We start from the raw sequence: 25,939 nt of genomic DNA, 5'->3' as shown, positions 1-25,939 counted from the left end.
ACTATATATATGAGACGAAAGCATTCGATAATCCGCCATTTTACCCTGCGCACGCCGCCCGGTTCGGCCAGGGCCAGGATATAGCGCAATTTTTTTAAGCAGCCGTGATGTGCCCGATCACGCCGCAGGCTTGCTTCATTTGACACAGCTCAGGTGCTGCAAGGTCGTTTCCCGTCAGCATCGTCCTCTGTGCCGCGCCGTTTTGTCGTGCGGCATTCAAGGGGAGACAGGCATGAGCACATTATTGAACAGCATCCTCGTCGCGGCCAGCCTGGCGGCAGGCGCGGCCGGGACGGCCGGGGCCAGCGAAGTCGTCCGGCTCGGCAACCTCAAGTTCGCGCACTTCGGCGCGGTTTCGTACATCAAGGAGATCGCACCCAAGTGCGGCATCCGGGTCGAGGAAAAGGTGTTCCCGAAAGGGCTGGACGTGATGCAGGCGATCATCGCCGGCGAGCTCGATGTCGGCGCGACCGCATCGGAAGCGGCGATCTCGGGCCGCGCCGGCGGCGCCCCGATCGTGGCGGTGGCCGGGTTCGCGCGCGGCGGCGCGCGGCTGGTGGCGCGGCCCGAGCTGAACATCCGCAGCGTGGCCCAGCTCAAGGGGAAAAAAGTCGGCGTCACGCGCGGCGCGATCCAGGAAGTGCTGCTCATGGCCCAACTGGCCAAGCACGGCCTGAAGGGTGATCCGGCGCCGGGCAAGGACGTGCAGCTGGTGTTCCTGCCGTATGCGGACTTGAACGGGGCGCTGCTGGGCAAGCAGATCGACGCCATGATGCAGTCCGAGCCGCAGTCTTCGCAGGCGATCAACAAGGGCTTCGGCATGGAGGTGCTGAAACCCTATGACACGCCGATCGGCGAACCGGTGCGCACCATGGTCATGACCGAGAAGTTCTACCGCGAGCGCCGCCCGGTGGCCGAGAAATTCATGCGCTGCTTCGTCCAGGCCACCCGCACCTTCATCGACCATCCGGCGGTGGCCGAGAAATACGTGCGCGAGGTGATCTTCAAGAACCAGATCACCAGCGACGATTTCCAGGACGCGATCCGCAATTCGCCCTACTCGTACGAGATCACGCCCGAACACATCCAGGTCACCACCGACACCATGGTGAAAACCGGGGTAGGGCGCATGGCGCGGCCGCCGCTGGCGAAGGACTGGGTGCGCACCGACCTGCTCGATGCCGCCATGGCCGACCTGAAACTGCGCTGAAGGAGCCCCCATGACGACGCAAATAGCCATGCGCAACCGGCGCCGCTCCTCGCGCGCCTTCTGGAGCAATCCCTGGTACGAGCGGGCGGTGGGCATGGTGGTGCCGGTGGCGGCCATCCTGCTCTGGCAGTGGGTAGCGATGAACGGCTGGGTCGACCCGCTGGTGCTGCCGGCGCCGCTCGACGTCTGGCGCAAATGGGTCGCCTACCTGCTGCCGCTGGCGCCTTTCGAGAGCTATACGGAGGGCGGCTGGTGGTCGTGGGCCCTGTCGGGCGAGCTGCCAATGGATACGCTCACCAGTATGTACCGGGTGGTGGTGGGGTTTGCCATCGGCGCCGGGCTGGCGCTGCCGCTGGGCCTGGCGATGGGTGCGAGCCGCGTGGTGTATGCCTGGATGAACCCTTTCGTGCAGATCCTGCGTCCGATCCCGCCGATCGCCTATATCCCGCTGGCGATCCTGTGGTTCGGCCTGGGCAACCCGCCGGCCGTGTTCCTGATCGCGCTGGGCGCCTTTTTTCCGGTGCTGATGAACACCATTGCCGGGGTGCGCCACGTGGATGGCATCTACCTGCGCGCCGCGCGCAACCTGGGGGCAGGGCGCGCAACCATGTTCCTGCGCGTGATCCTGCCGGCCGCCGTGCCCTACATCTTGTCGGGCGTGCGGATCGGGATCGGCACCGCCTTCATCGTGGTGATCGTCTCCGAGATGATCGCCGTGAACAACGGCCTGGGCTTTCGCATCCTGGAAGCGCGCGAGTACTTCTGGTCGGACAAGATCATCGCCGGGATGATCACCATCGGCATGCTCGGCCTGGCCATCGACCTGGCCATGAACCGCCTCAACAACTATCTGCTGCGCTGGCACCGCGGCCTGGAGCAGTGACATGAACGCACCTTACTCGCCGCCGCTGCAGGCGCCGCATATCCGTATCGAGGGCGTCGACAAGACCTTCGCCAGCCATGGACGGCTGGTGGAAGCGCTCAAGGACATCTCGCTCGAGATCCCGCGCGGGCAGTTTACCTGCCTGCTGGGGCCCTCCGGCTGCGGCAAGTCCACGCTGCTCAATGCGGTGGCGGGCTTTTCGCTGCCGAGCCGGGGCGCGATCCTGGTCGACAGCGTGCCCGTCGCCGCCCCGGGGCCGGACCGCGGCATGGTGTTCCAGGAATACGCGCTCTTTCCCTGGATGACGGTCGAGGACAACATCGCCTTCGGCCTGCACATCAAGGGCATGTCGAAGACCACCATCGCCAAGCGCGTGGGCGACTTGCTGGGCATGCTTTCCCTGGGCGATTTCCGCCAGCGCTTTCCCAAGGACCTGTCCGGCGGCATGCGCCAGCGGGTGGCGATCGCCCGCGTGCTGGCGCTGGACTCGCCGATCATGCTGATGGACGAGCCCTTCGGCGCGCTGGATGCGCTCACGCGGCGCAACCTGCAGGACGAGCTGCTGCGCATCTGGTCCGAGCTGAAGAAAACCATCCTGTTCGTCACCCACAGCATCGAGGAGGCGATCTACCTGGCCGACCGCATCGTGGTGATGACCTACCGCCCGGGCACCGTCAAGCGCGACCTGATCGTCGACCTGCCGCGCATGCGCGACCCGGCGGCGCCCGAGTTCAACGCCCTCAAGCGCGAGCTGGGCATGCTGGTGATGGAAGAGCAGCAGCGCCACCATTCGGATGAGTTGAGGATGGCGGCGGTGGATTAGCCGGTGGCTGAGTATTGACTTGGGTCCCGGCGCAGGCCGGGACCCAAGTCCGCATGAGCATCACTCGCGCTGGAACAAGCCGTAGCGCCAGAGCATCCCCTCCCGCCCCCGCCATCAATCGATGGTGTATCCTTCCACTATGCAGAACTCCCTCTTTCTCGCCGCGGCCCTGCTGTACGCGGTGTGCGCCCTGCTGCCGTCGCGCCGGGGCGCCGTCATTTCCGGCGTGACCGCCGTCGCCTGGGCGGTGCACGGCGCCGCGCTCGCGCTCGACATCGTCTCGCCCGGTCAACTGCGGGTCGGTTTCGCCATCATGCTCTCCAGCGCGCTGTGGGTGTCGGTGGCCGCCTATTGGCTCGAAAACCGCAATTTCGCGCTGGACGGCATGCGCCGCCTGGTAATGCCCTTCGCCTTTGTCGCGAGCCTGTTGCCGCTGGCCTTCCCGGGCAGCGTGCTGGAAGTGCACGACCAGTCGCCCGCCTTCGGCTGGCACGTGGCGGTGGCGGTGCTGGCCTACAGCACCCTGACCATCGCCGCCTTCCATGCAGTGCTGATGGCGCTGCAGGAAGCGCGGCTGCACACCCGCGGTGGCAACGGCGGCTGGTTCGCCGGCGCGCTCGACCAGTTGCCGGCGCTGCTGACCATGGAAAAGCTGCTGTTCCGCGTGATCTGGATCGGCTTCGTGCTGCTCAGCCTCACGGTATTGTCGGGCGTGGTGTTCTCCGAGCAGCTGTTCGGCCGCGCGCTGCGCTTCGACCACAAGAGCGTGTTCGCGCTGCTGTCCTGGCTGCTGTTTGCTGCCTTGCTCGCGGGACGCCGCTGGCAGGGATGGCGCGGCAAGACCGCGCTGCGCTTCACGCTGGCAGGCTTTGCCACGCTGGCGCTGGCCTATGTGGGCAGCCGCTTCGTGCTGGAAGTCGTCCTGCACAGGGCGGTAGCATGATGCGCATCCTGTTCTGGATTGCCCTGGTCGTGCTGGTCGTGATGGCGGTACGCGCCAAGCTCAAGGCCCCGAGCGTGCAGCGCCAGGCGCCGCAGCGCCGGAAGCCGCCGGAGCCGGTGGCGCAGATCGAAACCATGACCCAATGCGCCCACTGCGGCCTGCATTTCCCGGCCTCCGAAGCGGTGCACGCCGATGGCCTCGACTACTGCTCGCCGGGCCACGTGCGCCTGCCGCCGCAGTAAGCCGGCCGATGCCCTTCCAGCTGCCTTCCGCGCAGGCCTTGTCCCCGCAGCGCCTCTCCCCGGAGGCGCGCGCGACCATGTGGCGCTCGCTCCAGACCTTCAACATCACCCGCATCGTGATCGCGCTGGTGCTGCTGCTCTACCTGGGCGTGAGCATCACCGACAACGGCGTGCGTACCGACATCAACACCGAAGCCTGCGTCTTCTATTTCGTCGCCGCGCTCGCGTTTGCGGCGTTCGGCACCTGGTGGAAGCGCCGCTTCGTGTTGCAGCTGGGCTGCCAGATCGCGACCGACCTGGCCGTCATCTCGATCCTCTACCTGGCCGCCGGCGGCATGCGCAGCGGGCTGGCGATCCTCTACCTGTTCCCGCTGGCCGGCGCGGCCATCCTCGCGCCGCTGCTGCTGGCGCTGTTCGCCGCCTCGATCGCGACCCTGTTCCTGATCGCGGAAAGCACCTGGCAGGTGGTCATGCTGGACCGCCAGGCGCCGCTGATGCAGGCAGGGCTGTACGGCGGGGCTTTCTTTGCCGGCGTGCTGCTGGTGAACCGGCTGGCTGCGCGCCTGATCAAGCAGGAAGAACTGGCCGCCCAGCGCGGCACCGACCTGCGCATCCAGCAGCTGATCAACGGGATCGTCATCGCCGACGTCGGCGACGGCATCCTGGTGGTGGGGGACGACGGCGTGGTCTTCACCGGCAACCCGGCGGCCCGCATCACGCTGGGCTTCGAAGGCGAAGCGGCCGGCTTCCGGCTCGGCGAGGCGCCCGGCCTGGAACCGGTGGCCCAGGCTTTCGCGGCCTGGCTGCGCGCGCCGGTGGAAGGCGCGGCCTTCGTCACCGTCAAGCCCTACCGCGAAGACGCGGGCCTGCTGCGCGGCCGGCGCGACCAGCCGACCCACCTGAAGCTGCGGTTCGCGCGGGTCGACACGGCCGGCGCGGCGGCGGGCCGCAGCGTGGTGTTCATGCAGGACGTCAGCGCCATCGAAAACCAGGCGCAGCAGCTCAAGCTGGCCTCGATGGGACGCCTCACCGCCAGCATCGCGCACGAGGTGCGCAACCCGCTGTCGGCCATCGGCCACGCCACCGCGCTGCTGGCCGAAGACCTGCACGGCCCGGCCGAAGTGCGGCTGCTGAAGATCATCGGCGACAACGTCACTCGGGTGAACCGCATGGTCGAGGACATCCTGCAGCTTTCGCGCAAGGTGCAGCCCAATGGCGAGCCGTTGCAGCTGGCCGCTTTTCTCTCCGAGCTGAAGGCCGAATTCTGCGAAACCCACGGCCTGGCCGGTGATATAGTTTATATCGGCGATCCGGGCGCGAGCGCGGTGCGCTTCGACCCGCTGCACCTGCACGAAGTGCTGCTCAACCTGCTGGGCAACGCGGTGCGCTACGCCAGCAAGGCTCCCGGCAGCATCCGCATCTTCCCGGCGCGCGACGCGGCCGGGCGTACCGAGCTGCACGTGCAGGACGACGGCCCCGGCATCACCCCGGAAGTGCGCGCCCACCTGTTCGAGCCTTTCTACACGACTTCGAGCAAGGGCACGGGCCTGGGCCTGTACCTGGCGCGCGAGCTGTGCCTGAACAACGATGCGAAGCTCGACTACGAATACCGCTTCGACGCCGCGCCCACCGGGGAGCGCAAGGCCACCGGGCGCTTCGTGATCAGCTTCGCCCAGCCGGCCTAGGATGGCCCGGATTCGCGCCGCACTATATATAGAGTGAGAAAACCATGACCGCACCCCGCATCCTCGTGGTCGACGACGAAGCCGACCTGCGCGAACTGCTCGAAATTACCCTGCTCAAGATGGGGCTGGACGTCGACAGCGCGGCAACCCTGCGCCAGGCGCGCGCGCTGCTGGAAGAACACGACTACGCCCTGATCCTGACCGACATGCGCCTGCCCGACGGCCTCGGGCTGGAACTGGTGCGCGAGGTGCACGCATCGATCAAGGCGACCCCGATCGCGGTGATCACCGCCTACGGCAGCGCCGAGAACGCGGTGGTGGCGCTCAAGGCCGGCGCCTTCGACTACATCTCCAAGCCGGTGGCGCTCGATGCGCTGCGCGTGATGGTGCGCTCGGCTCTGCGCCTGCTCGACGCCGCGCCGGCCCAGCCGGACGGCAGCCTGCCGGGCTCGCGCATGATCGGCACCTCCAGCGCGATGCAGTCGCTGCGGGCCCAGATCGGCCGCCTGGCGCGCTCGAACGCACCGATCTCGATCACCGGCGAGTCTGGCAGCGGCAAGGAACTGGCCGCGCGCGAGATCCACGCCCAGAGTTCGCGCGCCGCCAAGCCCTTCGTGGCGGTGAACTGCGGCGCGATTCCCGAAACCCTGATGGAAGCGGAGTTCTTCGGCTACCGCAAGGGCGCCTTCACCGGCGCGGCCGAGGAACGCGACGGCTTCTTCCAGGCCGCCAACGGCGGCACCCTGATGCTCGACGAGGTGGCCGACCTGCCGCTGGCGATGCAGGTCAAGCTGCTGCGCGCGATCCAGGAGCGGCGCGTGCGCAAGATCGGCGCCACCAGCGAAGAACCGGTGGACGTGCGCATCATCAGCGCCACCCACCAGGATCTGGCCCGCTGCGTGGAGCAGGGCCGGTTCAGGCAGGACTTGTTCTACCGGCTGAACGTGATCGAGCTGTCGCTGCCGCCGCTGCGCGAGCGCATCGACGACCTGCCCCCGCTGGTGGACGCGGTGCTGGCGCGCCTGGCCGGGCCGGGGCAGGCGGCGCTGGGCCCGGGCGTGCTCGATGCCCTGCGCGCCTATTCCTTCCCGGGGAATATCCGCGAACTGGAAAACGTGCTGGAACGCGCGCTGGCCTTTGCCAACGACGGCGTGATCGAAGTGGGGGACTTGTCGCTGAAGGCGGCCCGGCCAAGCGAGGCGCCGCGCGAGCCGGTGGCGGCCCCGACGCCGGCCCCTGCGCCTGCGCCAGTTGCCGACATCGCGCCGGAAGCGCCGGTGCCGGCGGCATCCGGCCCGGCCATGCTCGGCCCGAACGGCTTGCCCAGCAACCTGCCCGACTACCTGATCCAGGTGGAGCGCGACATCATCGGCCGCGCGCTGCAGCAGACCCAGTTCAACCGGACCCAGGCCGCGGCGCTGCTGGGGATCAGCGTGCGGCAGCTGCGCTACCAGATGCAGAAGCTGGAGATCTCCGCGCCGGACGATCAGGCTTGATGTCTTCTCCATATGAGGCGGCGCGCATCGCGATGTCATCCTGTTGTCTTTTCGCCAGTGCAAAACGCACAAGAATGATGCGCCCCGCATCAGCCTGATTACGCTTTAAGCAGACTGCCGGAACAAGGTTAGTGCTCACTCACCGCATACTCCCCGCCGTTCTAGCGCTACTTGAATGTCAACCCCGCGCACCAAAAAAAACGCAAAAAATTGCGAAGTTCTTTACTTGCCGTGACCTGGGTCAGGTACTACAATTAGTCTCATATCAACGTCGAACACTAGATGTAGTGGTAGTGAGCCGAAGGAAACTAGTTCACTCCCGACTTGAGGCTTGCTCTGCAAGCGACTGATTCCACAGCGATTTCGTACCCTGCATATCTGGTTGCCAGCACGGCGTTCCGGCTGGCGGGGCGTCGCTTTGCTATGAATTCCGTAGGACTTCGGTCCTGGTAACAACAAATGGCGGCAGGCATCTGCCCACCCTGGAGGCTCAATGCAAACAGCACAAGACATTTCGATCAATCCCCACGTCACCCCAGGCGCGGCGGCCAATGCCACGCCGGCAGAGATCGTCGCGCGCGGCGACTACCGCGTGATCCGCCGCAACGGCGCCGTGGTGGCCTTCGAGCCGCACAAGATCTCGGTCGCGATGACCAAGGCCTTCCTCGCCATCGCAGGCGGGCAGGGCGCAGCGTCGGCCCGCATCCGTGATCTCGTGGAACAGATGACCGGCAATGTTGTTGCTGCATTGGTGCGCCGCCAGCCGAACGGCGGCACCTTCCATATCGAAGACGTGCAGGACCAGGTCGAACTGTCGCTGATGCGCTCGGGCGAGCATGACGTCGCGCGCGAATACGTGCTGTACCGCGCCAAGCGCATGGAAGAGCGCCGCGCCGCCAAGGAAGCCGCCGGCGGTAGCGCCGTGGCCGCGCCGCAGATCCACGTGATCGACGGCGGCCAGCGCCTGCCGCTGGACATGAACGCCGTCTACGGCTTGGTCAATGCCGCCTGCGCAGGCCTGGAAAAGCACGTCGACGCCGACGCGATCGTCGCCGAGACCCTGAAAAACCTGTACGACGGCGTGCCGGTCGAAGAACTGCACAAGTCGGCCATCCTGGCGGCCCGCGCCCTGATGGAAAAAGACCCGGCCTACAGCCAGGTCACCGCGCGCATCCTGCTGCACACGATCCGCAAGGAAGTCTTCGGCCACGAAGTGCCGCAGGCCGGCGCCGCCGCTGAGTACATTACCTACTTCCCGCAGTACATCGCCAAAGGCATCCAGAACGAACTGCTGGACGAAGAACTGGGCAAGTATGACCTGCAGCAGCTGGCGAAAGCCATCGTCGCCGACCGCGACCTGCAGTTCGGCTACATCGGCCTGCAGACCCTGTACGACCGCTACTTCCTGCACGTGCGCGAAACCCGCATCGAAATGCCGCAGGCCTTCTACATGCGCGTCGCGATGGGCCTGGCCCTGCGCGAAGCGGACCGCGAAGCGCGCGCGATCGAGTTCTACAACCTGCTGTCGTCGTTCGACTTCATGAGCTCGACCCCGACCCTGTTCAACTCGGGCACCCGCCGCTCGCAGCTGTCGTCCTGCTACCTGACCACCGTCGGCGACGACCTGGAAGGCATCTACGACGCCATTAAAGAAAATGCGCTGCTGTCGAAGTTCGCCGGCGGCCTGGGCAACGACTGGACCCCGGTCCGCGCACTGGGCTCGCGCATCAAGGGCACCAACGGCAAGTCGCAGGGCGTGGTGCCATTCCTGAAAGTGGTCAACGACACCGCCGTGGCGGTGAACCAGGGCGGCAAGCGCAAGGGCGCGGTCTGCGCCTACCTGGAAACCTGGCACATGGACATCGAGGAATTCCTCGACCTGCGCAAGAACACCGGCGACGACCGCCGCCGCACCCACGACATGAACACGGCCAACTGGATTCCCGACCTGTTCATGAAGCGCGTGATGGAAAAGGGCTACTGGAGCCTGTTCTCGCCGAGCGAGACGCCGGACCTGCACGACCTGGTCGGCAAGGCCTTCGAAGAAGCCTACCTGGGCTACGAAGCCAAGGCGGCGCGCGGCGAAATGACCGTGTACAAGAAGATCGAAGCGCTCGACCTGTGGCGCAAGATGCTGTCGATGCTGTTCGAGACCGGCCACCCATGGATCACCTTCAAGGATCCGTGCAACATCCGTTCGCCGCAGCAGCACATCGGCGTCGTGCACTCGTCGAACCTGTGCACCGAGATCACCCTGAACACCAGCGCCGACGAGATCGCCGTCTGCAACCTGGGCTCGGTGAACCTGCCGCAGCACATGAAGGGCGACAGCCTGGACCACGTCAAGCTGCAGAAGACCATCCGCATCGCCATGCGCATGCTGGACAACGTCATCGACATCAACTACTACGCCGTGGAGAAGGCGCGCAACTCGAACATGCGCCACCGTCCGGTCGGCATGGGCGTGATGGGCCACCAGGACTGCCTGCACATGATGCGCGTGCCCTTCGCTTCGGATAAAGCAGTGGAATTCGCCGACAAGTCGATGGAAGCCGTCTGCTACTACGCCTACCTGGCCTCGACCGAGCTGGCCGAAGAGCGCGGCCGCTACGAGTCGTACACCGGCTCGCTGTGGGACCGCGGCATCCTGCCGCAGGACTCGGTCAAGCTGCTGCTTGAGGAGCGCGGCGGCTACCTCGAGCAGGACACGAGCGAGTCGATGGACTGGACCCTGGTGCGCAGCCGCATCAAGGAATTCGGCATGCGCAACTCGAACTGCGTGGCGATCGCCCCGACCGCGACCATCTCGAACATCATCGGCGTATCGGCTTGCATCGAGCCGACCTTCCAGAACCTGTACGTGAAGTCGAACCTGTCGGGCGAATTCACCGAGATCAATTCGTACCTGGTTCGCGACCTGAAGGCCCGCGACCTGTGGGACGAAGTCATGATCGCCGACCTGAAGTATTTCGACGGTTCGCTCTCCAAGATCGACCGCGTGCCGCAAGACCTGCGCGACATCTACGCCACGGCGTTCGAAGTCGAGCCGAAGTGGCTGGTGGAGCAGGCTTCGCGCCGCCAGAAGTGGATCGACCAGGCCCAGTCGCTGAACATCTACATGGCCGGCGCCTCGGGCAAGAAGCTGGACGAGACCTACAAGCTGGCCTGGCTGCGCGGCCTGAAGACCACCTACTACCTGCGCACCATCGCCGCGACGCACATGGAGAAATCCACCAGCCGCACCGGCGCGCTGAACGCGGTGTCGGTCTCGGGCGCCCTGTCGGGTGGCCATGCTGCCCCAGCCGCACCGGCAGCAGCGCCTGCCGCCTCGGCAGCGCCGGTCGCCGCCGCGGCCGACGAAGCCGACGGCGCCGCCTGCTACCTGCGTCCTGGCGACGACGGTTTCGAGGAATGCGAAGCCTGCCAGTAAAAGTTGGCGTCGCGTAGACGCCTCATGAAAAACCGCCCGGCCACCGCGCCGGGCGCCGCCGTCTAGAATTCAAGAAGGAAGCACACTATGTTGTCATGGGACGATGAACCAAGCACCGCGCCAGCACCGCGCGCCGCACAAGCCGATGCCACCGAAACGGTCGATGCCGCGCTGGTCGCCAAGCGCGTCAACGCCGACGACAAGCGCATCATCAACGGCCAGACCGACGTCAACCAGTTGGTGCCGTTCAAGTACAAATGGGCATGGGACAAATACCTGGCCGGCTGCGCCAACCACTGGATGCCGCAGGAAGTGAACATGCAGCGCGACATCGAGCTGTGGAAGAGCCCGAACGGCCTGTCGGAAGACGAGCGCCGCCTGGTCAAGCGTAACCTCGGCTTCTTCGTGACCGCCGACTCGCTGGCAGCGAACAACATCGTGCTGGGCACCTACCGCCACATCACCGCGCCGGAATGCCGCCAGTACCTGCTGCGCCAGGCCTTCGAAGAGGCGATCCACACCCACGCCTACCAGTACATCGTCGAGTCGCTGGGCCTGGACGAGAAGGAAATCTTCAACGCCTACAACGAGATCGAGTCGATCCACGACAAGGACCAGTTCCTGATCCCGTTCATCAACGTGCTGACCGACCCTGAATTCAAGACCGGCACGCTGGAAAACGACCAGAAGCTGCTCAAGTCGATCATCGTCTTCGCCTGCCTGATGGAAGGCCTGTTCTTTTACGTCGGCTTCACCCAGATCCTGGCGCTGGGCCGCCAGAACAAGATGACCGGCGCCGCCGAGCAGTACCAGTACATCCTGCGCGACGAGTCGATGCACGTGAACTTCGGCATCGACCTGATCAACACGATCAAGATGGAAAACCCGATGCTGTGGACCCCGGCCTTCCGCGAAGAACTGAAAGCCCTGTTCCTGGAAGCGGTCGAACTCGAATACCGCTACGCCGAAGACACCATGCCGCGCGGCGTGCTGGGCCTGAACGCCCCGATGTTCAAGGGCTACCTGCGCTTCATCGCCAACCGCCGTTCCGTGCAGATCGGCCTGGAGCCGCTGTTCCCGAACGAAGAAAACCCGTTCCCGTGGATGAGCGAGATGATCGACATGAAGAAAGAGCGTAACTTCTTCGAGACGCGCGTGACGGAGTACCAGACCGGTGGTGCGTTGAACTGGGATTGACGTCCCATTTTCCGGCTGCGGCCGGGTAGGCCAAGCAAAGCCCGTCCTGCGTGACGGGCTTTGTCTTTTGGCGGCGCGCATCCGCCACGCATCCATAGGCGAGTTCACCTATGATGGCGAATTGATCAGTTTATTCAGGAGTCATTCCTTGCACCCCAAGTCCCTGCCGCTGCATGCCCTCGTGCTCGCCACTCTCGCAGCCGCATCTGCTGTCCACGCCGCACCCCAGGTCACCGCAGGCCAGACCACCTTCCAGAACAACTGCGCCAGCTGCCACAGCATCGACCCGGCCCTGTCCTCGCGCGCCGGCCCCGGCCTGTTCCGCGTGCTCGATCGCAAGGCCGCAGGCGTCCCCGGTTTCAACTATTCGAACGCACTGATGAAAGCCGGCGCCGCCGGCAAGACCTGGACCCGGGCCGAGCTGGATGTCTTCCTGGCCGACCCGACCAGGAACGTCCCCGGCACCACGATGCCGGTCGGCGTGCCCGACAAGCAGGTCCGCGCCGCGCTGATCGACTACCTTGCCACCTTGCAGGGGGCAACGACGGCGGCGCCGGCGCCGGGTGCCGCACCGGCGGAACGCAGCGGCTCCTGGGACGACAACCAGCCCGGCAAGATCCACCACATCAAGCTCACCGATCTGCCGCCGCCGTTTGCCACCACCAGCGCCGGCAACGGCCCGCGGGTCGAGGCGCGTCCGAACGGCAGCATGCCGACGGTTCCGAAAGGCTTCACGGTCGGCGTCTTCGCGGTCGATGCCGACAAGCCGCGCCTGCTGCTCCGCGCCCCGAACGGCGACATCTTCCTGGCCGCGACCGGCAAGGGCGAGATCAAGGTGCTGCGCTCGAAGGACGGCGACAAGGCCGACACCGCCCAGGTGTTTGCGACCGGCTTGAGCCGCCCTTACGGCATGGCCTTCTGGCCCTCCAACGCGAACCCGCAGTACCTGTATGTCGCCAACGTCAATTCCATTGTCCGCATCCCTTACCGCAGCGGCGACCTGAAGGCGAGGGGCGAGCCCGAGACGGTCGTGCCGCAGCTGTCCGACACCAGCGGCGGCCACACCACGCGCACGCTGGCGTTCTCGAAGGACGACAAGACCATGCTGCTGTCGATCGGCTCGGCCACCAACGTCGCTGCCGATATCGGGCCCACGCCGCCAGAGCCGCTGCCGCAGTGGGAAGCGAAACACGGCGTGGGAGCCGCCTGGGGTGTCGAGACCGACCGCGCCACCGTCATGGCCTTCGATGTGGACGGCAAGAACCGCCGCACCTATGCGACCGGCCTGCGCAACTGCGTCGGCATGCTGGTCTACCCGAGCACGGGCGACCTGATGTGCAACGTGAACGAGCGCGATGCGCTGGGCGACAACCTGCCGCCCGATTACCTGACCCGCGTGAAGCAGGGCGGCTTCTACGGCTGGCCGTGGTACTACATCGGCGATAACGAAGATCCGCGCCTGCAGGGCCAGCGTCCCGACCTGAAAGGCAAGAGCATCGTGCCCGATGTGCTGATCCAGTCGCATTCGGCGCCGCTGGGCATGGCCGTCTATCAAGCGCCCAAGGGGGCACGGTACGCCTTCCCGAAGGAGTACGAGGGCGACGTCTTCGTGGCGCTGCACGGTTCCTGGAACCGCGGCGTGCGCACCGGCTACAAGGTGGTGCGCGCCTTCATGAAGAACGGCGTGCCGACCGGCCGCTACCAGGACTTCATGTCGGGTATGGTGCTGAGCGACCGCGAGGTCTGGGGCCGTCCTGCCGGTGTCTCGGTGGCGGCGGACGGTGCGCTGCTGGTGGTCGACGATGCCGGTGGCGTCGTCTGGCGCATCGCGCCGCAGCGTTAAGCAGCCGATCGACCCGCCGCAAGGCGGGTTTTTTCATGACGGCGCCGGTTGATCCCGGCCACCCATCGCTTGCGCTCCCTCAGCCTTGGCAGGCCCTCCCTGCACTAAGGTGAGCGGATGACCTGCAAGGAGACATGGCGATGCATGCGATCGATATGCCGGTGAAAGCAGCCCGCGCCGGGAAACCCGCGCCGCCCGATATTGCTGCGATGCTGGCCGAGGTGCCGGCCACATTGTTTGCCTACTGGGCCGGCACGGCCCACCACGACTTCCCGGGCATTCCCCGCGATGCTTCCTTTTTCGCGCAAGCGCTCGACGGGCTGGTGATGTACTTCGACTGCGTGGCCTGCTCAGGCGGCCCTTGTGCGCTACCTTCGCTCGCGGCCGGATCGGTGTGGCACGCCTGGACCGGCCTCGACGAGCCGGGCCTGCACCGCTTCTGCATGCGCCACGTCGGCCGGCCGGTCCCGCATGGCGCGCGGGCGCGCATGCTGGTCGATATGGACCGGGCGCTGGCCACCTGCCTGGTCGCGGCCCGCCGGCGGGCAGGGATGCGGGCCGCCGGCGCCGGCCTGCCACCCCTGTTTTCACTGGACAGCCGCCTCGGCATGCCACTGGGCTACGGCTACCGGATCATCCAGGGCCGGGTCGCCTGTTCGATCCTGGACGAGTTCGGGAATACCGAAGACCGCGTGTCCTTCCCGAGCGCCCTGGCGCCCGAGGGCCTGCTCCTGGCCGGCCTGGTTGGCCGGGACGAGTACGAAGAGGGCGCGCTTGCTTGAGCGCGCCGCATCTTCACCGGCAAACAACACACCCGCCGCAGGCGGGTTTTTTCTTTAAGCAGGCGCAAGTGCAGCCAGCTAAGTTTGATATTGATCAGTATCTGTTCAGTTTCCGTGAACTAACGTAACCAGAGGAACCACGACAGGGGACAGCGATGAATGTCAGGGCAGTCTGGGAATCGGTAGCCCGTAGCGTTGGACGGGAATTTGCCCACTCGACCTATGCCGCCGTGCTGGCCGACGTGCCGCCAAGGCTGTTTCCCTACTGGGCAGCCAGCGCGCGCGACGAGTTCCCACGCATTCCCCGCGACGCCGCCTTCTACGCGCAGGCAGCCGAAGGCCTGATGATGTTCTTCGACTGCGTGGCGGCGGCCGGCAAGCCCTGCGGCCTGCCTTCGCGCGCCGCCGACTCGGTCTGGCATGCGTGGGTGCGGATGGACGCGCCCGGCCTCGACGCTTTCTGCATCCGGCATTTCGGCCGCACCGTCCCGCATGTCGAGCGCGCCCGGATGCAGGGAGACATGAACAAGGCGCTGGCCGCCTGCCTGGTGCAGGCGCGCCGCCGCGCATCGCGCCCGGTCGCCGGTCCCAGCCTGCCGCGGCTGTTTTCGCTCGATGCGCGCCTGAACATGCCCTACGGTTTCGGCTACCGCATCGTCAACGGGCTGCTTGCCTGTTTCGCCCTGGACGCCTTCGGCAATCCCGAGCAGAAGATGACTTTTCCGGATAGCCTGACGCCTCATGGACTGTTCCAGGCGGGCTTGATCAGTGCCGACGACTACGACGAAGGCGCGCGCCTGAGCGGCATCCACGCGCAGCGCTTCGAAGGCGAGGACAGCTTCGTCGACCACATCGGGGGCGACATGACGGCCGACGGCGACGGCGCCGCAGGCGATGGCGCGGCTTCGTGCAGCGGTGGCGCCTCGTGCGGCGGCGGTTGCGGCGGAGGAGGCTGCGGCAGCTAGCCGCATTTCACACCCGGCCTGCGCGCGGCAGGCAGGCTTGCGCCGTCCTTCGCGCGCGCTCGCTATCATGGTTTCGACAGGCCAGCCTTCGCCGCATTCCGCCGGCGCGCCGCTGGCCGCAGGAGACCGCATGCGCGACAGCTTTGCCCTGCACTACATTCCCGAATCCTTCTCCACCGCCGGCCAGAAGCTGATGGGCCGCCAGTCCGCCGGCGTCGGCCTGCTGCGCGCCATCGCGCGGCACTCGGACGCCGCCCACATCGGATGCTTCTCCGCCGATCGCAGCCACGCCGACGCCTTCGAGGCCACGCTGCGCGAAGACGGCTACGGCGGCGCCATCGACTGGGTGCCGCAATCGACGCCGCAGGCGCTGGAGCGCTTCGGCTGCCTGTATCACCCGGGGCCCGGCATCGAGCGGCTCGCCTGGCGCCGGCTCGAGGCGGGCGAGCACCGCTACAGCCTGTGCGGCATCGCGCATGCGACGGCCTCGCACGAGATGATGAGCATGGTGACCGACCTGCTGGTGGCGCCGGTGCGCAGCTGGGACGCCATCGTCTGCACCTCGCGCGTGGTGCGCGACAGCGTGCGCGTGCTGCTCGAAGCGCAGGCCGACTACCTGCGCACCCGCCTGGGCGCGCAGCGCTTCGAGCTGCCGCAGCTGCCCCTGATTCCGCTGGGCGTGCATTGTGCGAGCCTGCAGCAGGACGCCGCGCGCCGCGTGCAAGCGCGCGCCCGGCTCGGCATCGCGGAGCACGACGTCGCCTTCCTCTACCTCGGCCGCATGTCGGTGCATGCCAAGTCGCATCCGCAGCAGATGTTCACTGCGCTGGAGCGCGCCGAAAAGGGCGGGCAGCGCGTGCACCTGGTCATGGCCGGCTGGTATGCGGGCGAGGCGCTGGAAACGGCGTTCAGGGAAGCAGCGGCCCTGCTGTGTCCATCGGTGCGGCTGGTGGAGCTGGACGGGCGCCTGCCCGCCAACCAGCTCGATGCCTGGGCCGCGGCCGACGTCTTCACTTCGCTGGCCGACAACGTGCAGGAAACCTTCGGGCTCACACCCGTCGAAGCCATGGCGGCCGGCTTGCCCTGCGTGGTCTCGGACTGGAACGGCTACCGCGACACGGTGCGCGACGGCATCGACGGCTACCGCATCCCGACCCTGATGCCGGGGCCAGGCGCGGGCCTGGACCTGGCGCAGCGCTACGACGATGGCGTCGACAGCTTCGACATGTATTGCGGCCACGCGAGCCAGGCGGTGGCGCTTGACGGCGCACTGCTGGCGCAGGCCTATGGCCGGCTGGTGTGCGATGCGAACCTGCGCCGCACGATGGGAGAGCAGGCGCGCCGGCGTGCCCAGTCCGAATTCGACTGGCAAGCGGTGTTCGGCCGCTACCGCGCGCTGTGGGACGAGCTCGCGGAACGCCGCCGCGGCGACCCGAGGCTGGCGCCGGCGCTGCCGGCGCGCGCGCCGGACCGCCCCGATCCGTTCAAGCTGTTCGCCTGTTATCCGACCCGGCCGCTGACCGCGGCCTCGCTGGTGGAACTCACGCCCGACGCCTCGCTGGCGCTGGTGAACCAGTACCGCGAGCTGGCGATCAACCGGTTCGCGGCGGCGTCGCTGCCGACGCTGGAAGATTTCGGGCAGGTATTCGGGGCGATCGGCCCGCGTCCGGTCGAAGTCGAAGAGCTCATCGATACACTTGGACCGTGCGATTGCGCCACACTACTGCGCGGCCTGGCATGGCTGTGCAAAATGGATCTGTTGCGGGTGGTCGAATAGGGTGAACAGGACGGCCGTTACGGATTCCCGGCATTATCTTTTCGACCAAAATAGATGGTTGGAAGCGAACCAATCCGATAGGCGTATCGCTTGCCGTTACAGGCGGTCTGCGGGAAAGGCGCGTTTCCAATACTGGCCCCAACCCGGTTTGGCGATCGCCGGGAATGCGATTTGGTGCGCCAGCGGTGTGTTGGTTAACCGACGAATGCGCGGGCGCATGTTTTAGTGTGAAAAAGACGTTTTGTTTGAGCCGTTCTGGTTGCGCACTCACAAAGTTTTCGTGTACTTTACGTGATTGAATTTGTCAAAACGTGAACATGTGATATTGTCGCGTGCATCCGGGCAGTAATCGATCGAATAATAGGACACTGAATCAATTAGTATGCACGCAAGCGAAGCGAAAAGAACAAGCCGCACTGCCTGACCTGAGTTCAGGCAAGGCGGCTTTTTCTTTTCGCGCCCGCAAGGGTAGCGAAGTGAAAACCAATTGAAACGGTTGCCTGTCGACCTTGGCTGAAGTGCTGCAATTGTGAGGAGTTGCAGCAGTTCAGCTGGTGCCGGATTCATTGGCCCATACCAATCCGGGTATGGTCCGATGAATAATTCGCTCGCCAGAGTTTGGCTGAGCGGGTTTTAAACCTTGAGCTTATTTCATCGCAGATGAAGGAGAACTACAATGGCAACCGCTAAAAAACCAGCAGCAAAAGCAGCAACGAAGAGCGCTTCTTCGTCCGTGACGAAGGCCAAGCCGGCAGCAAAAGCCGCAGCCGAGAAACCAGCGGCAAAGCGAGTTTCGACAGTGTCGAAAACGAGCGCCGCTGCAAAGCCAGCCGCTAAAGCGACCGCGACCAAGGCAGCAGCCAAGCCAGCAGCAAAGTCGGCAAGCAAGCCGGCAGCAAAGCCTGCTGCAAAGAAAGCTGCAGCAAGCAAGACCACCGCGACCAAGTCGGCAGCCAAGCCGGCAGCAAAGAAGGCCGCGGCCAAGCCAGCAGCCAAGCCGGCTGCAAAGAAAGCTGTTGCTAAATCGGCAGCAAAGCCGGCAGCCAAGAAAGCTGCAGCCAAGCCGGCGGCAAAGAAAGCCGCTGCCAAGCCGGCAGCCAAGCCAGCAGCAAAGAAAGCCGCTGCTAAACCAGCCGCCAAGAAAGCCGCTGCGAAGCCAGCCGCTAAATCGGCAGCCAAGTCGGCCAGCAAATCGGCTGCAAAGCCGGCGGCAAAGAAAGCCGCTGCTAAACCAGCCGCCAAGAAAGCCGCTGCAAAGCCGGCAGCAAAGAAAGCCGCTGCTAAACCAGCTGCAAAGAAAGCCGCCGCTAAATCGGCAGCAAAACCTGCTGCAAAGAAAGCAACTGCAAAGCCTGCAGCCAAGTCGGCCGCTAAATCGGCAGCCAAGCCGGCAGCCAAGAAAGCCGCCGCCAAACCAGCTGCAAAAAAGGCCGCAGCTAAACCAGCAGCCAAGTCGGCTGCTAAATCGGCAGCCAAGCCGGCAGCAAAGAAAGCCGCTGCCAAACCGGTAGCCAAGAAAGCCGCAGCAAAGCCGGCGGCAAAGAAAGCGGCCGCTACCAAAACCGCTGCTACCAAATCGACCGCTCAATCGGCTGCAAAGCCGGCAGCCAAGCCGGCAGCAAAGAAAGCGACCGCAACCAAAGCCACCGCTAAGCCTGCTGCCAAGAAAGCCGCTGCTCCAGCTAAAGCCGCTACCCCGGCAAAAGCCGCTACTCCGGCAAAAGCTGCTGCTCCAGCAAAAGCTGCTGCTCCAGCAAAAGCTGCTGCTCCAGCAAAAGCTGCTGCTCCGGCTAAAACCGCCGCCAGCAAACCGGCTGCCACCAAAACCGCCGCCAAGCCAGCTGCAAAGCCAGCCGCGAAAGCCGAAGCCAAGCCGGAAGTAAAGGCCGAAGCCAAGCCGGAAACCAAGGCAGAAGCCAAGCCGGAAGCGAAAACCGAGTCGAAAGCCGATACCAAGGCGGAATCGAAAACCGAATCGAAATCGGAATCGAAAACGGACAGCAAAGCCGATAACAAGGCAGCGTCGACCACTGCTCCGGCAGCCAAGACCACCCTGTCGCCGGCAGCGGCCTGGCCGTTCCCGACCAGCAGCCGTCCATAATCCTGACGGCGAGCGCGGCTCGTTAGCAAGTCTTGCCTGGATCAGGCAAAATGCCGCTGTGTGAGCGTTCACACAGCGGTTTTTTTTCGAGGAGCCTTCGTGCTGTCTATTCTCCAGTTCATTGTCGATATTGCCGCCGGCCTGTTGGGCGGGCTGCTCCTGCTGCGTTTCTGGATGCAAGCGATCCGTGTGCGTCCGCCTGCGCAGATCGGGCAGTTCACCTTCACGCTCACCGACTGGCTGGTCTTGCCCATGCGGCGCCTGGTGCCGGGCATGGGTGGCTATGACTGGGCAAGCCTGATCGGTGCCTTCCTGGTGGTCCTGCTGGCCAGCTCGCTGTTGCTGCTGGTGGGGGCGCCCTGGGAGACGGTGCTGCTGGGAGCCTTGTTCCGCTTCCTGAACTGGATCCTGTACGGGTTCATGGCGCTCTTGATCATCGATGCGGTATTCAGCTGGGTGAATCCGAATGCGCCGCTGGCGCCCTTCGTGCATGCGATGAACACGCCCGTGCTGCGCCCGATCCGGCGCGTGGTGCCGCCGATCGGCGGGGTGGACCTGTCGGTACTGGTGGCGCTGGTGCTGATCCAGATTATCCAGTTCGTGCTCAGACAGGTGTTTTTCGGCTGACGCCCTGGCGGGCGTGCCGAATGAAAAAGGGGCCATGCTGTTGCGTGGCCCCTTTCTATTTGCGCAGCGTTAGCGCAAGCGATTACCGGATCTTGTACCCGAACGCCGCTTCGAACTTCTGCTCGATCTCGCCCGGCGTGAACGTGTGGTTCTGGCCGCCCTGGCTGGCGATCTTGATGGCGCCGAGCAGGCTGGCGATGCGGCCGGTGGTGGGCCAGTCGAAGCCTTCGGTGATCCCGTACAGCAGGCCGGCGCGGTAGGCGTCGCCGCAGCCGGTCGGGTCGACGATGTTCTCGGCCTTCACTGCCGGGATGCGATAGTGCTCGCCGCCGGCGTAGATGTCCGAGCCTTCGCCGCCGCGCGTGACGATCAAGGCATCCAGGCGCGAGGCGATGTCGGCCTGGGAGAGGCCGGTGCGGTCCATGACCATCTCGAATTCGTAGTCGTTCGAGGCCAGGTAGCTGGCCTGGTCGATGAAGCGGATCAGCTCTTCGCCCGAGAACATCGGCAGCTGCTGGCCCGGGTCGAACATGAACGGCACCTTGTGCTCGGCGCAGTCGGCGGCGTGCTGGATCATGCCGTCGCGGCCGTCCGGCGAGACGATCGCTACCCGCAGTTCACCCATCTCGGCCACCTTGTTCTCGTGCGAGTACTGCATGGCGCCCGGGTGGAAGGCGTTGATCTGGTTGTTGTCCTGGTCGGCGGTGACGAAGCACTGCGCGGTATAGGCGTCGGCAATGGTGCGGATGGCGCGGGTGGCAAGGCCTTGCTTGGCCATGCGCTCGAGGTAGTCGCCGCCGTCCTGGCCGATCGTGCCCATCACCAGCGGCTCGCCGCCGAGCAGCTGGAGGTTGTAGGCGATGTTGACCGCGCAGCCGCCGTATTCCGTGCGCAGGGTCGGCACCAGGAAGGAAACGTTCACGCGGTGCAGCTGGTCGGCCAGCAGGGTTTCGGCAAAGCGGCCGTGGTACTGCATGATCTTGTCGAATGCAATCGATCCGCAGATCAGGGCGGTCTTGGTCATGGAAGAACCTTCAGGGATATTAGGGATAGAAGACGGCGATATGGTAACCGGACGGCGCCGGTTCTTCCACGCGGAAGTTCAGCTTGATGGGCTGCTCGGTGCGCGGGGCGAAGCCGGCGGCGAGCAGGGGCCCGGCCGGCAGGTAGTCGCGCGGGCCGAACACCCGGCGCACCAGCGGCTTGTCGTCCGGATCGGACAGGGTCAGTTCGAGGCTCGGCCAGGCCTGCACCGAGTCGCCCTGGTTGCGCAGCAGCGTGGTGAAGCTGTAGGCGTTGCCGCCCAGGGTGGTCAGTTCGCCGGTCTCGATCACCATCTGCTCGATCTGGGCCGGCAGCTCGACGCGGCAGCCGAGCAGGCCGCAGAACGACACCAGCGCCGGCTTCATGCCGGGATAGCGGGCCGCCAGCGTGTTGCGGAAGGAGTAGGCCGCCTGGGCCGCCAGCACGAGCAGCAGCAGCAGGCTGCCCAGCACCAGGGCGACGCGCACCGCCTTGCCGGAACGCTCCTTTTGGCGGCCGCGGCGCACGAACTCCGGCTCGTCCGATTCCGGCACGCGCAGCTTGGGCGCTTCGATCTTGGTCGGGGTCAGCTTGGAGCGGCGCGCGGCGCGCGCGTCCAGCGCGCGGGTGCGGGGTGTGCGCGGCGCCACCGGCGGGGCGATCGGCGCGGCCTGCATGGTGACGGTGGACGGTCCGGATTCGCGCAGCAGCAGCGACGGCACCGACAGGCCGGCGGCTTTCGTGGCGGCCTTGCGTTCTTCCCGAGCCGTGGCCGCGACAGGTTCCGCGGCGTCCAGCGCCTGGCCGTCGTCGGGCGCAGGCGCGGCGACCAGTTCTTCGTCCACCGGCAGGTCGAGCATCGGCGCAGGCGCTGCATCCGGCACAGGTTCGGGCAAGGGTTCCGGCTGCGGCTCCGGCACGGGTTCGGGCTGTGGTGCGGGCAGGGGTTCAGGCTCCGGTTCCGGCGCCGCATCCGGTTGCGGCTCAGGCAGCGGCTGCGTTTCGGCCACGTCAGCCTCGCCATCGTCGCTTACCTGCGGCAGGATGCCGAAGGGCGAGAAGGTATGGTCGAATTCGAGGGTGTAGATCGGCTCGTCCGCGGCCTCGGCCGGGGCCTCGGGCGTGTCCGGCTCCGGGGGCGGCACAACCGGGGGCGCTGCGCGTACGGCAGGGGGAGCGGCAGGCGCCGCGGCCAGGTCGACCAGGGCGGCGCTGCCATCGAATACCTGGGTGCAGGCGCCGCAACGGACGATGCCCCCACGCAGCTTGAGCTGGTCCGCGGCGACGCGGAAGATCGTGCCGCAGTGGGGGCATTGGGTGGCGAGCGCCATGCGTCAGCCGGTAATGGCGGAACGCGGCGCGGGTGCGGTGTCCTGGCCGAGCGTGCCGTGAAGGGCAACCCAGCCGTCCTGCTCGGCCCAGACGCCCAGCTTGATGAAAGGTGCGTAGGCGGCGGCCACTTCGTCCGCCTGGCGCGCCAGCACGCCCGACAGCACCAGGTTGCCGCCGGCGGCCACGCGGCCTGCCAGCATCGGCGCCATCAGCTTCAATGGGCTCGACAGGATGTTGGCCACCACGATGTCGAACTGGCCCTTGGCGTGGCGCTCGTTCGGCGTCACGGCCAGGTCGTCCGGCACGTAGAAGTCGATCGCGCAGTTGTTGCGCTCGGCGTTGGCGCGCGCCGATTCGATCGCCTGCGGGTCGATGTCGACACCGGCGACGTCTTCCGCGCCGAGCTTCTTGGCGACCATCGCCAGGATGCCCGAGCCGCAGCCGTAGTCCAGCACCGATTTGCCCGGGGCAGGGTGGGCTTCGAGCCATTCCATGCACAGGCGGGTGGTCGGGTGGCTGCCGGTACCGAAGGCCAGGCCCGGGTCGAGCTCGAGGATCAGGCCATTCGGGTCCGGGGCTTCGTGCCAGCTTGGCACGACCCAGATATTGGTGCCGATGTGGATCGGCTCGAACTGCGATTGCGTCAGGCGCACCCAGTCGGCGTCCGCCACCGCGCGGGTGGTGAAGGACGGCACGACGGGCAGCTTGATGGCGTTGGCGGCTTCCTGGACGATCGCGAACTGGTCGGCATCGACGTCGGTCAGGGCGACCACGCGCGAGTGGTCCCAGGCCGCTTCCTTGGGCTCCATGCCCGGCTCGCCGAACAGCGGGCGTTCGGCATCGGTGCCTTCGTCCGCGTCTTCGACCGACACCGACAGGGCGCCCGCTTCCATCAGGGCGTCCGACAGGGCCTCTGCATGGTCGCGTGCGACCTCGATGACTACTTCCGTCCAGCTCATGCGTCTACCTTGGCTTCCGATTTGGCGCCGATACCGCCTTCCTTGGGCAGGTCTGGCTTCGAGGCCAGCTTGTGCTCCAGGTAGTGGATGTTGGTGCCGCCTTCGATGAAGCGGGCATCCACCATCAGCTCGCGGTGCAGCGGGATATTGGTGAGAATACCTTCGACCACCATTTCCGACAGGGCGATCTGCATGCGGCGAATGGCCTGCTCGCGCGTCGCACCGTAGGAAATTACCTTGCCGATCATCGAGTCGTAATGAGGTGGAACATAGTATCCGGCATACGAGTGCGAATCGACACGGATGCCGGGGCCGCCCGGCGGGTGCCAGCCGGTGATGCGGCCAGGCGAAGGCGTGAACTTGAACGGGTCTTCGGCATTGATGCGGCACTCGATCGCATGGCCCGACAGCATGATGTCGCGCTGCTTGAAGCGCAGCTTCTCGCCGCAGGCGATGCGGATCTGTTCCTGCACGATGTCGATCCCGGTGATCATTTCGGTCACGGGGTGCTCGACCTGCACGCGGGTGTTCATCTCGATGAAATAGAACTCGCCGTTCTCGTACAGGAATTCGAAGGTGCCGGCGCCGCGGTAGCCGATCTTGCGGCAGGCTTCGGCGCAGCGGTCGCCGATCTTTTCGATCAGCTTGCGCGGGATGCCCGGCGCCGGCGCTTCCTCGATCACCTTCTGGTGGCGGCGCTGCATCGAGCAGTCGCGTTCGCCCAGCCAGACGGCGTTCTTGTGTTCGTCGGCGAGGATCTGGATCTCCACGTGGCGCGGATTTTCCAGGAACTTCTCCATGTAGACTTCCGGATTGCCGAAGGCGCTGCCGGCTTCGGTCTTGGTCATCTGCACCGCGCCCAGCAGGGCCGCTTCGGTATGCACCACGCGCATGCCGCGGCCACCGCCGCCGCCCGCCGCCTTGATGATGACCGGGTAGCCCACCTTGCGCGCGGTCGTGATGATTTCTTTCGGGTCGTCGCTCAGGGCGCCGTCCGAGCCGGGCACGCACGGCACGCCGGCCTTGATCATGGCCTGCTTGGCCGAGACCTTGTCGCCCATCAGGCGGATCGAGTCGGAGCGCGGGCCGATGAAGACGAAGCCGGATTTCTCGACGCGTTCGGCGAAATCGGCGTTCTCGGACAGGAAACCATAGCCAGGGTGGATCGCTTCGGCGTCCGTCACTTCGGCGGCGCTGATAATCGCCGGCATGTTCAGGTAGCTGAGCGCCGACTGGGCCGGGCCGATGCAGACCGACTCGTCGGCCAGCTTCACGTACTTGGCGTCCTTGTCTGCTTCGGAGTGCACGACAACCGTCTTGATGCCCAGTTCGCGGCAGGCGCGCTGGATACGCAGCGCGATTTCACCACGGTTGGCGATGAGGATTTTTTCAAACATGGTAGGTTCGATGTTTCTGTGAAGACCGGCGCAGCAAGCTTACAAGCGATACAAGCTGACGAGCGCGCCGGACACAACATGGATGAGCTGGCGGCAGGACGCCGCCGGGCCGGGACCTGCTTAGCCGATGATGAACAGCGGCTGGCCGAATTCGACCGGTTGGCCGTTTTCCACGAGGATCTTGGTAACAACGCCAGAGGCATCGGCGTCGATTTCATTCAGGAGCTTCATCGCTTCGATGATGCACAGGGTGTCGCCTTCCTTGATGCTCTGGCCGACTTCGACGAAGGCGGCGGCGCCCGGGGCCGACGAGCGGTAGAAGGTGCCGACCATCGGCGACTTGACGACGTGGCCGGTCGGCTCGGCGGCGACGGCCGGGGCCGGTGCGGCGGCTGGCGCCGGCGCCTGCTGGGCCGGGGCCGCATAGTGCTGCACGCCTTGCTGCGGCATCATCATCATCTGGCCCTGGGGGATGGCGGAGGACTTGACGATGCGGACCTTGCTTTCGCCTTCGGTCACTTCGAGTTCAGCGATGTCGGATTCGGCGACCAGGTCGATCAAGGTCTTGAGTTTTCTGAGATCCATGTGAAACCCCTTGGAATTATTCGTTTTTAAGAGAGCTGGTAGCGCGGTCATCGTTCATCCGCGCAGCCGCTGATACATGAAGTTGACGTAGATTAACGCGATTTAAGCGCAAAGTCGATGGCAAACCGGTATCCGTCCGGCCCCAGTCCGCAGATCACGCCCTGCGCGATGCTCGAGAGGTAGGAGTGATGCCGGAACGGCTCGCGGGCATGCACGTTCGAAATGTGCACTTCCACGAACGCAATTGCCACGCTTGATAACGCATCGCGCAATGCCACGCTGGTATGGGTCAGGCCGCCAGGATTGATGACGATCGCGTCCACGCCTTCGCCGCGCGCGGCATGGATACGGTCGATCAAGGCACCTTCATGGTTGCTCTGGAAGCAGGCCAGGCTTGCACCTGCCGCTGCTGCCTGGGCCATTGCCGCTTGCTCGATGTCGGCCAGCGTCGTCGCGCCGTACACCGCAGGCTCCCGGGTCCCCAATAAATTGAGGTTGGGGCCATTAAGCAGCAGTAGCTTTTTCGCCATATTGAAGTGTCTGAACGCCCGAAAGGAAGGCATTGTGCCGCCAAGCTCGTCTATTGGCAAGCAGTAAAATTGTCGGGCGATAAGGGCATATTCGCCGGAATTCCGAATA

Annotated in this window: 21 protein-coding genes; 15 read left to right on the top strand and 6 right to left on the bottom strand. The window is 65.5% G+C overall.

What is annotated here, in order from left to right; genetic code table 11:
* Positions 1-232 precede the first annotated feature (232 nt).
* From AC3XQU_RS02260 to AC3XQU_RS02190, 15 genes are all read left to right on the top strand, one after another.
* The gene (locus tag AC3XQU_RS02260) at positions 233-1,210 is read left to right on the top strand and encodes an ABC transporter substrate-binding protein (protein WP_489872496.1); all 978 of its coding nucleotides are present in this window, start codon (positions 233-235) and stop codon (positions 1,208-1,210) included.
* 94 nt (positions 1,211-1,304) lie between these two features.
* On the top strand, positions 1,305-2,093 hold the full coding sequence (locus tag AC3XQU_RS02255; RefSeq protein WP_489872731.1) for an ABC transporter permease: 789 nt from the start codon (positions 1,305-1,307) through the stop codon (positions 2,091-2,093).
* A gap of 1 nt (position 2,094) precedes the next feature.
* Positions 2,095-2,916, top strand: a complete 822-nt coding sequence (locus tag AC3XQU_RS02250) for an ABC transporter ATP-binding protein (protein WP_489872495.1) — start codon at positions 2,095-2,097, stop codon at positions 2,914-2,916.
* A gap of 139 nt (positions 2,917-3,055) precedes the next feature.
* Entirely contained in the window at positions 3,056-3,859 is an 804-nt protein-coding gene (locus tag AC3XQU_RS02245) for a cytochrome C assembly family protein (protein ID WP_489872494.1), read from the top strand.
* The gene (locus AC3XQU_RS02240) at positions 3,856-4,101 is read left to right on the top strand and encodes a PP0621 family protein (RefSeq protein ID WP_489872493.1); all 246 of its coding nucleotides are present in this window, start codon (positions 3,856-3,858) and stop codon (positions 4,099-4,101) included. Before AC3XQU_RS02245 ends, AC3XQU_RS02240 begins: the two co-directional genes overlap by 4 nt.
* An 8-nt stretch (positions 4,102-4,109) precedes the next feature.
* On the top strand, positions 4,110-5,786 hold the full coding sequence (locus tag AC3XQU_RS02235) for a sensor histidine kinase (RefSeq protein ID WP_489872492.1): 1,677 nt from the start codon (positions 4,110-4,112) through the stop codon (positions 5,784-5,786).
* Positions 5,787-5,830: 44 nt separating this feature from the next.
* On the top strand, positions 5,831-7,282 hold the full coding sequence (locus AC3XQU_RS02230) for a sigma-54-dependent transcriptional regulator (RefSeq protein ID WP_489872491.1): 1,452 nt from the start codon (positions 5,831-5,833) through the stop codon (positions 7,280-7,282).
* A gap of 493 nt (positions 7,283-7,775) precedes the next feature.
* The gene (locus tag AC3XQU_RS02225) at positions 7,776-10,712 is read left to right on the top strand and encodes a ribonucleoside-diphosphate reductase subunit alpha (RefSeq protein ID WP_489872490.1); all 2,937 of its coding nucleotides are present in this window, start codon (positions 7,776-7,778) and stop codon (positions 10,710-10,712) included.
* An 87-nt stretch (positions 10,713-10,799) separates the two neighbouring features.
* On the top strand, positions 10,800-11,909 hold the full coding sequence (locus AC3XQU_RS02220) for a ribonucleotide-diphosphate reductase subunit beta (RefSeq protein ID WP_489872489.1): 1,110 nt from the start codon (positions 10,800-10,802) through the stop codon (positions 11,907-11,909).
* A gap of 148 nt (positions 11,910-12,057) precedes the next feature.
* Complete coding sequence (locus AC3XQU_RS02215) at positions 12,058-13,752, top strand: PQQ-dependent sugar dehydrogenase (protein ID WP_489872488.1); 1,695 nt, start codon at positions 12,058-12,060, stop codon at positions 13,750-13,752.
* Between the two features lie 140 nt (positions 13,753-13,892).
* A complete protein-coding gene (locus AC3XQU_RS02210) occupies positions 13,893-14,534 on the top strand; it encodes a hypothetical protein (protein ID WP_489872487.1) in 642 nt (213 codons plus the stop codon).
* 155 nt (positions 14,535-14,689) lie between these two features.
* Positions 14,690-15,499 (top strand): glycine-rich domain-containing protein, encoded by an 810-nt coding sequence (locus AC3XQU_RS02205; protein WP_489872486.1) that lies wholly within the window; start codon positions 14,690-14,692, stop codon positions 15,497-15,499.
* A gap of 130 nt (positions 15,500-15,629) precedes the next feature.
* Positions 15,630-17,276: a glycosyltransferase family 4 protein gene (locus AC3XQU_RS02200; protein ID WP_489872485.1), complete on the top strand. Its 1,647-nt coding sequence runs from the start codon at positions 15,630-15,632 to the stop codon at positions 17,274-17,276.
* A gap of 676 nt (positions 17,277-17,952) precedes the next feature.
* Positions 17,953-19,377: a transcriptional regulator gene (locus AC3XQU_RS02195; protein WP_489872484.1), complete on the top strand. Its 1,425-nt coding sequence runs from the start codon at positions 17,953-17,955 to the stop codon at positions 19,375-19,377.
* Between the two features lie 99 nt (positions 19,378-19,476).
* The gene (locus AC3XQU_RS02190; RefSeq protein WP_489872483.1) at positions 19,477-20,004 is read left to right on the top strand and encodes a YggT family protein; all 528 of its coding nucleotides are present in this window, start codon (positions 19,477-19,479) and stop codon (positions 20,002-20,004) included.
* An 82-nt stretch (positions 20,005-20,086) separates the two neighbouring features.
* Here AC3XQU_RS02190 and AC3XQU_RS02185 read toward each other — a convergent pair whose 3' ends face one another.
* The 6 genes from AC3XQU_RS02185 to aroQ all read right to left on the bottom strand — a co-directional run bounded on the left by AC3XQU_RS02185 (position 20,087) and on the right by aroQ (position 25,830).
* On the bottom strand, positions 20,087-21,028 hold the full coding sequence (locus AC3XQU_RS02185) for a carbohydrate kinase family protein (protein WP_489872482.1): 942 nt from the start codon (positions 21,026-21,028) through the stop codon (positions 20,087-20,089).
* Positions 21,029-21,047: 19 nt separating this feature from the next.
* Entirely contained in the window at positions 21,048-22,358 is a 1,311-nt protein-coding gene (locus tag AC3XQU_RS02180; RefSeq protein ID WP_489872481.1) for a DUF3426 domain-containing protein, read from the bottom strand.
* A 3-nt stretch (positions 22,359-22,361) separates the two neighbouring features.
* Positions 22,362-23,318, bottom strand: coding sequence for a 50S ribosomal protein L11 methyltransferase (gene prmA, locus AC3XQU_RS02175; protein ID WP_489872480.1), 957 nt, complete (start codon positions 23,316-23,318; stop codon positions 22,362-22,364).
* On the bottom strand, positions 23,315-24,715 hold the full coding sequence (accC, locus tag AC3XQU_RS02170; RefSeq protein ID WP_489872479.1) for an acetyl-CoA carboxylase biotin carboxylase subunit: 1,401 nt from the start codon (positions 24,713-24,715) through the stop codon (positions 23,315-23,317). Before accC ends, prmA begins: the two co-directional genes overlap by 4 nt.
* A 120-nt stretch (positions 24,716-24,835) precedes the next feature.
* Positions 24,836-25,300 carry an acetyl-CoA carboxylase biotin carboxyl carrier protein gene (gene accB, locus AC3XQU_RS02165; protein ID WP_489872478.1) on the bottom strand — a complete coding sequence of 155 codons (465 nt, stop codon included), beginning with the start codon at positions 25,298-25,300 and terminating at the stop codon, positions 24,836-24,838.
* A gap of 92 nt (positions 25,301-25,392) precedes the next feature.
* A complete protein-coding gene (gene aroQ / locus AC3XQU_RS02160; protein ID WP_489872477.1) occupies positions 25,393-25,830 on the bottom strand; it encodes a type II 3-dehydroquinate dehydratase in 438 nt (145 codons plus the stop codon).
* Positions 25,831-25,939: the final 109 nt, after the last annotated feature.

This window comes from Telluria sp. AZSoR62 (assembly GCF_058111565.1).
The sequence above is the reverse complement of the archived record's forward strand: the minus strand, read 5'-3'. Positions and strand labels throughout refer to the sequence as shown.

Coding starts and splice junctions, on each gene's coding strand:
- AC3XQU_RS02260 (WP_489872496.1), top strand. CDS start 233: ATGAGCACATTATTGAACAGCATCCTCGTCGCGGCCAGCCTGGCGGCA.
- AC3XQU_RS02255 (WP_489872731.1), top strand. CDS start 1,305: ATGGTGGTGCCGGTGGCGGCCATCCTGCTCTGGCAGTGGGTAGCGATG.
- AC3XQU_RS02250 (WP_489872495.1), top strand. CDS start 2,095: ATGAACGCACCTTACTCGCCGCCGCTGCAGGCGCCGCATATCCGTATC.
- AC3XQU_RS02245 (WP_489872494.1), top strand. CDS start 3,056: ATGCAGAACTCCCTCTTTCTCGCCGCGGCCCTGCTGTACGCGGTGTGC.
- AC3XQU_RS02240 (WP_489872493.1), top strand. CDS start 3,856: ATGATGCGCATCCTGTTCTGGATTGCCCTGGTCGTGCTGGTCGTGATG.
- AC3XQU_RS02235 (WP_489872492.1), top strand. CDS start 4,110: ATGCCCTTCCAGCTGCCTTCCGCGCAGGCCTTGTCCCCGCAGCGCCTC.
- AC3XQU_RS02230 (WP_489872491.1), top strand. CDS start 5,831: ATGACCGCACCCCGCATCCTCGTGGTCGACGACGAAGCCGACCTGCGC.
- AC3XQU_RS02225 (WP_489872490.1), top strand. CDS start 7,776: ATGCAAACAGCACAAGACATTTCGATCAATCCCCACGTCACCCCAGGC.
- AC3XQU_RS02220 (WP_489872489.1), top strand. CDS start 10,800: ATGTTGTCATGGGACGATGAACCAAGCACCGCGCCAGCACCGCGCGCC.
- AC3XQU_RS02210 (WP_489872487.1), top strand. CDS start 13,893: ATGCATGCGATCGATATGCCGGTGAAAGCAGCCCGCGCCGGGAAACCC.
- AC3XQU_RS02205 (WP_489872486.1), top strand. CDS start 14,690: ATGAATGTCAGGGCAGTCTGGGAATCGGTAGCCCGTAGCGTTGGACGG.
- AC3XQU_RS02200 (WP_489872485.1), top strand. CDS start 15,630: ATGCGCGACAGCTTTGCCCTGCACTACATTCCCGAATCCTTCTCCACC.
- AC3XQU_RS02195 (WP_489872484.1), top strand. CDS start 17,953: ATGGCAACCGCTAAAAAACCAGCAGCAAAAGCAGCAACGAAGAGCGCT.
- AC3XQU_RS02185 (WP_489872482.1), bottom strand. CDS start 21,028: ATGACCAAGACCGCCCTGATCTGCGGATCGATTGCATTCGACAAGATC.
- AC3XQU_RS02180 (WP_489872481.1), bottom strand. CDS start 22,358: ATGGCGCTCGCCACCCAATGCCCCCACTGCGGCACGATCTTCCGCGTC.
- prmA (WP_489872480.1), bottom strand. CDS start 23,318: ATGAGCTGGACGGAAGTAGTCATCGAGGTCGCACGCGACCATGCAGAG.
- accC (WP_489872479.1), bottom strand. CDS start 24,715: ATGTTTGAAAAAATCCTCATCGCCAACCGTGGTGAAATCGCGCTGCGT.
- accB (WP_489872478.1), bottom strand. CDS start 25,300: ATGGATCTCAGAAAACTCAAGACCTTGATCGACCTGGTCGCCGAATCC.
- aroQ (WP_489872477.1), bottom strand. CDS start 25,830: ATGGCGAAAAAGCTACTGCTGCTTAATGGCCCCAACCTCAATTTATTG.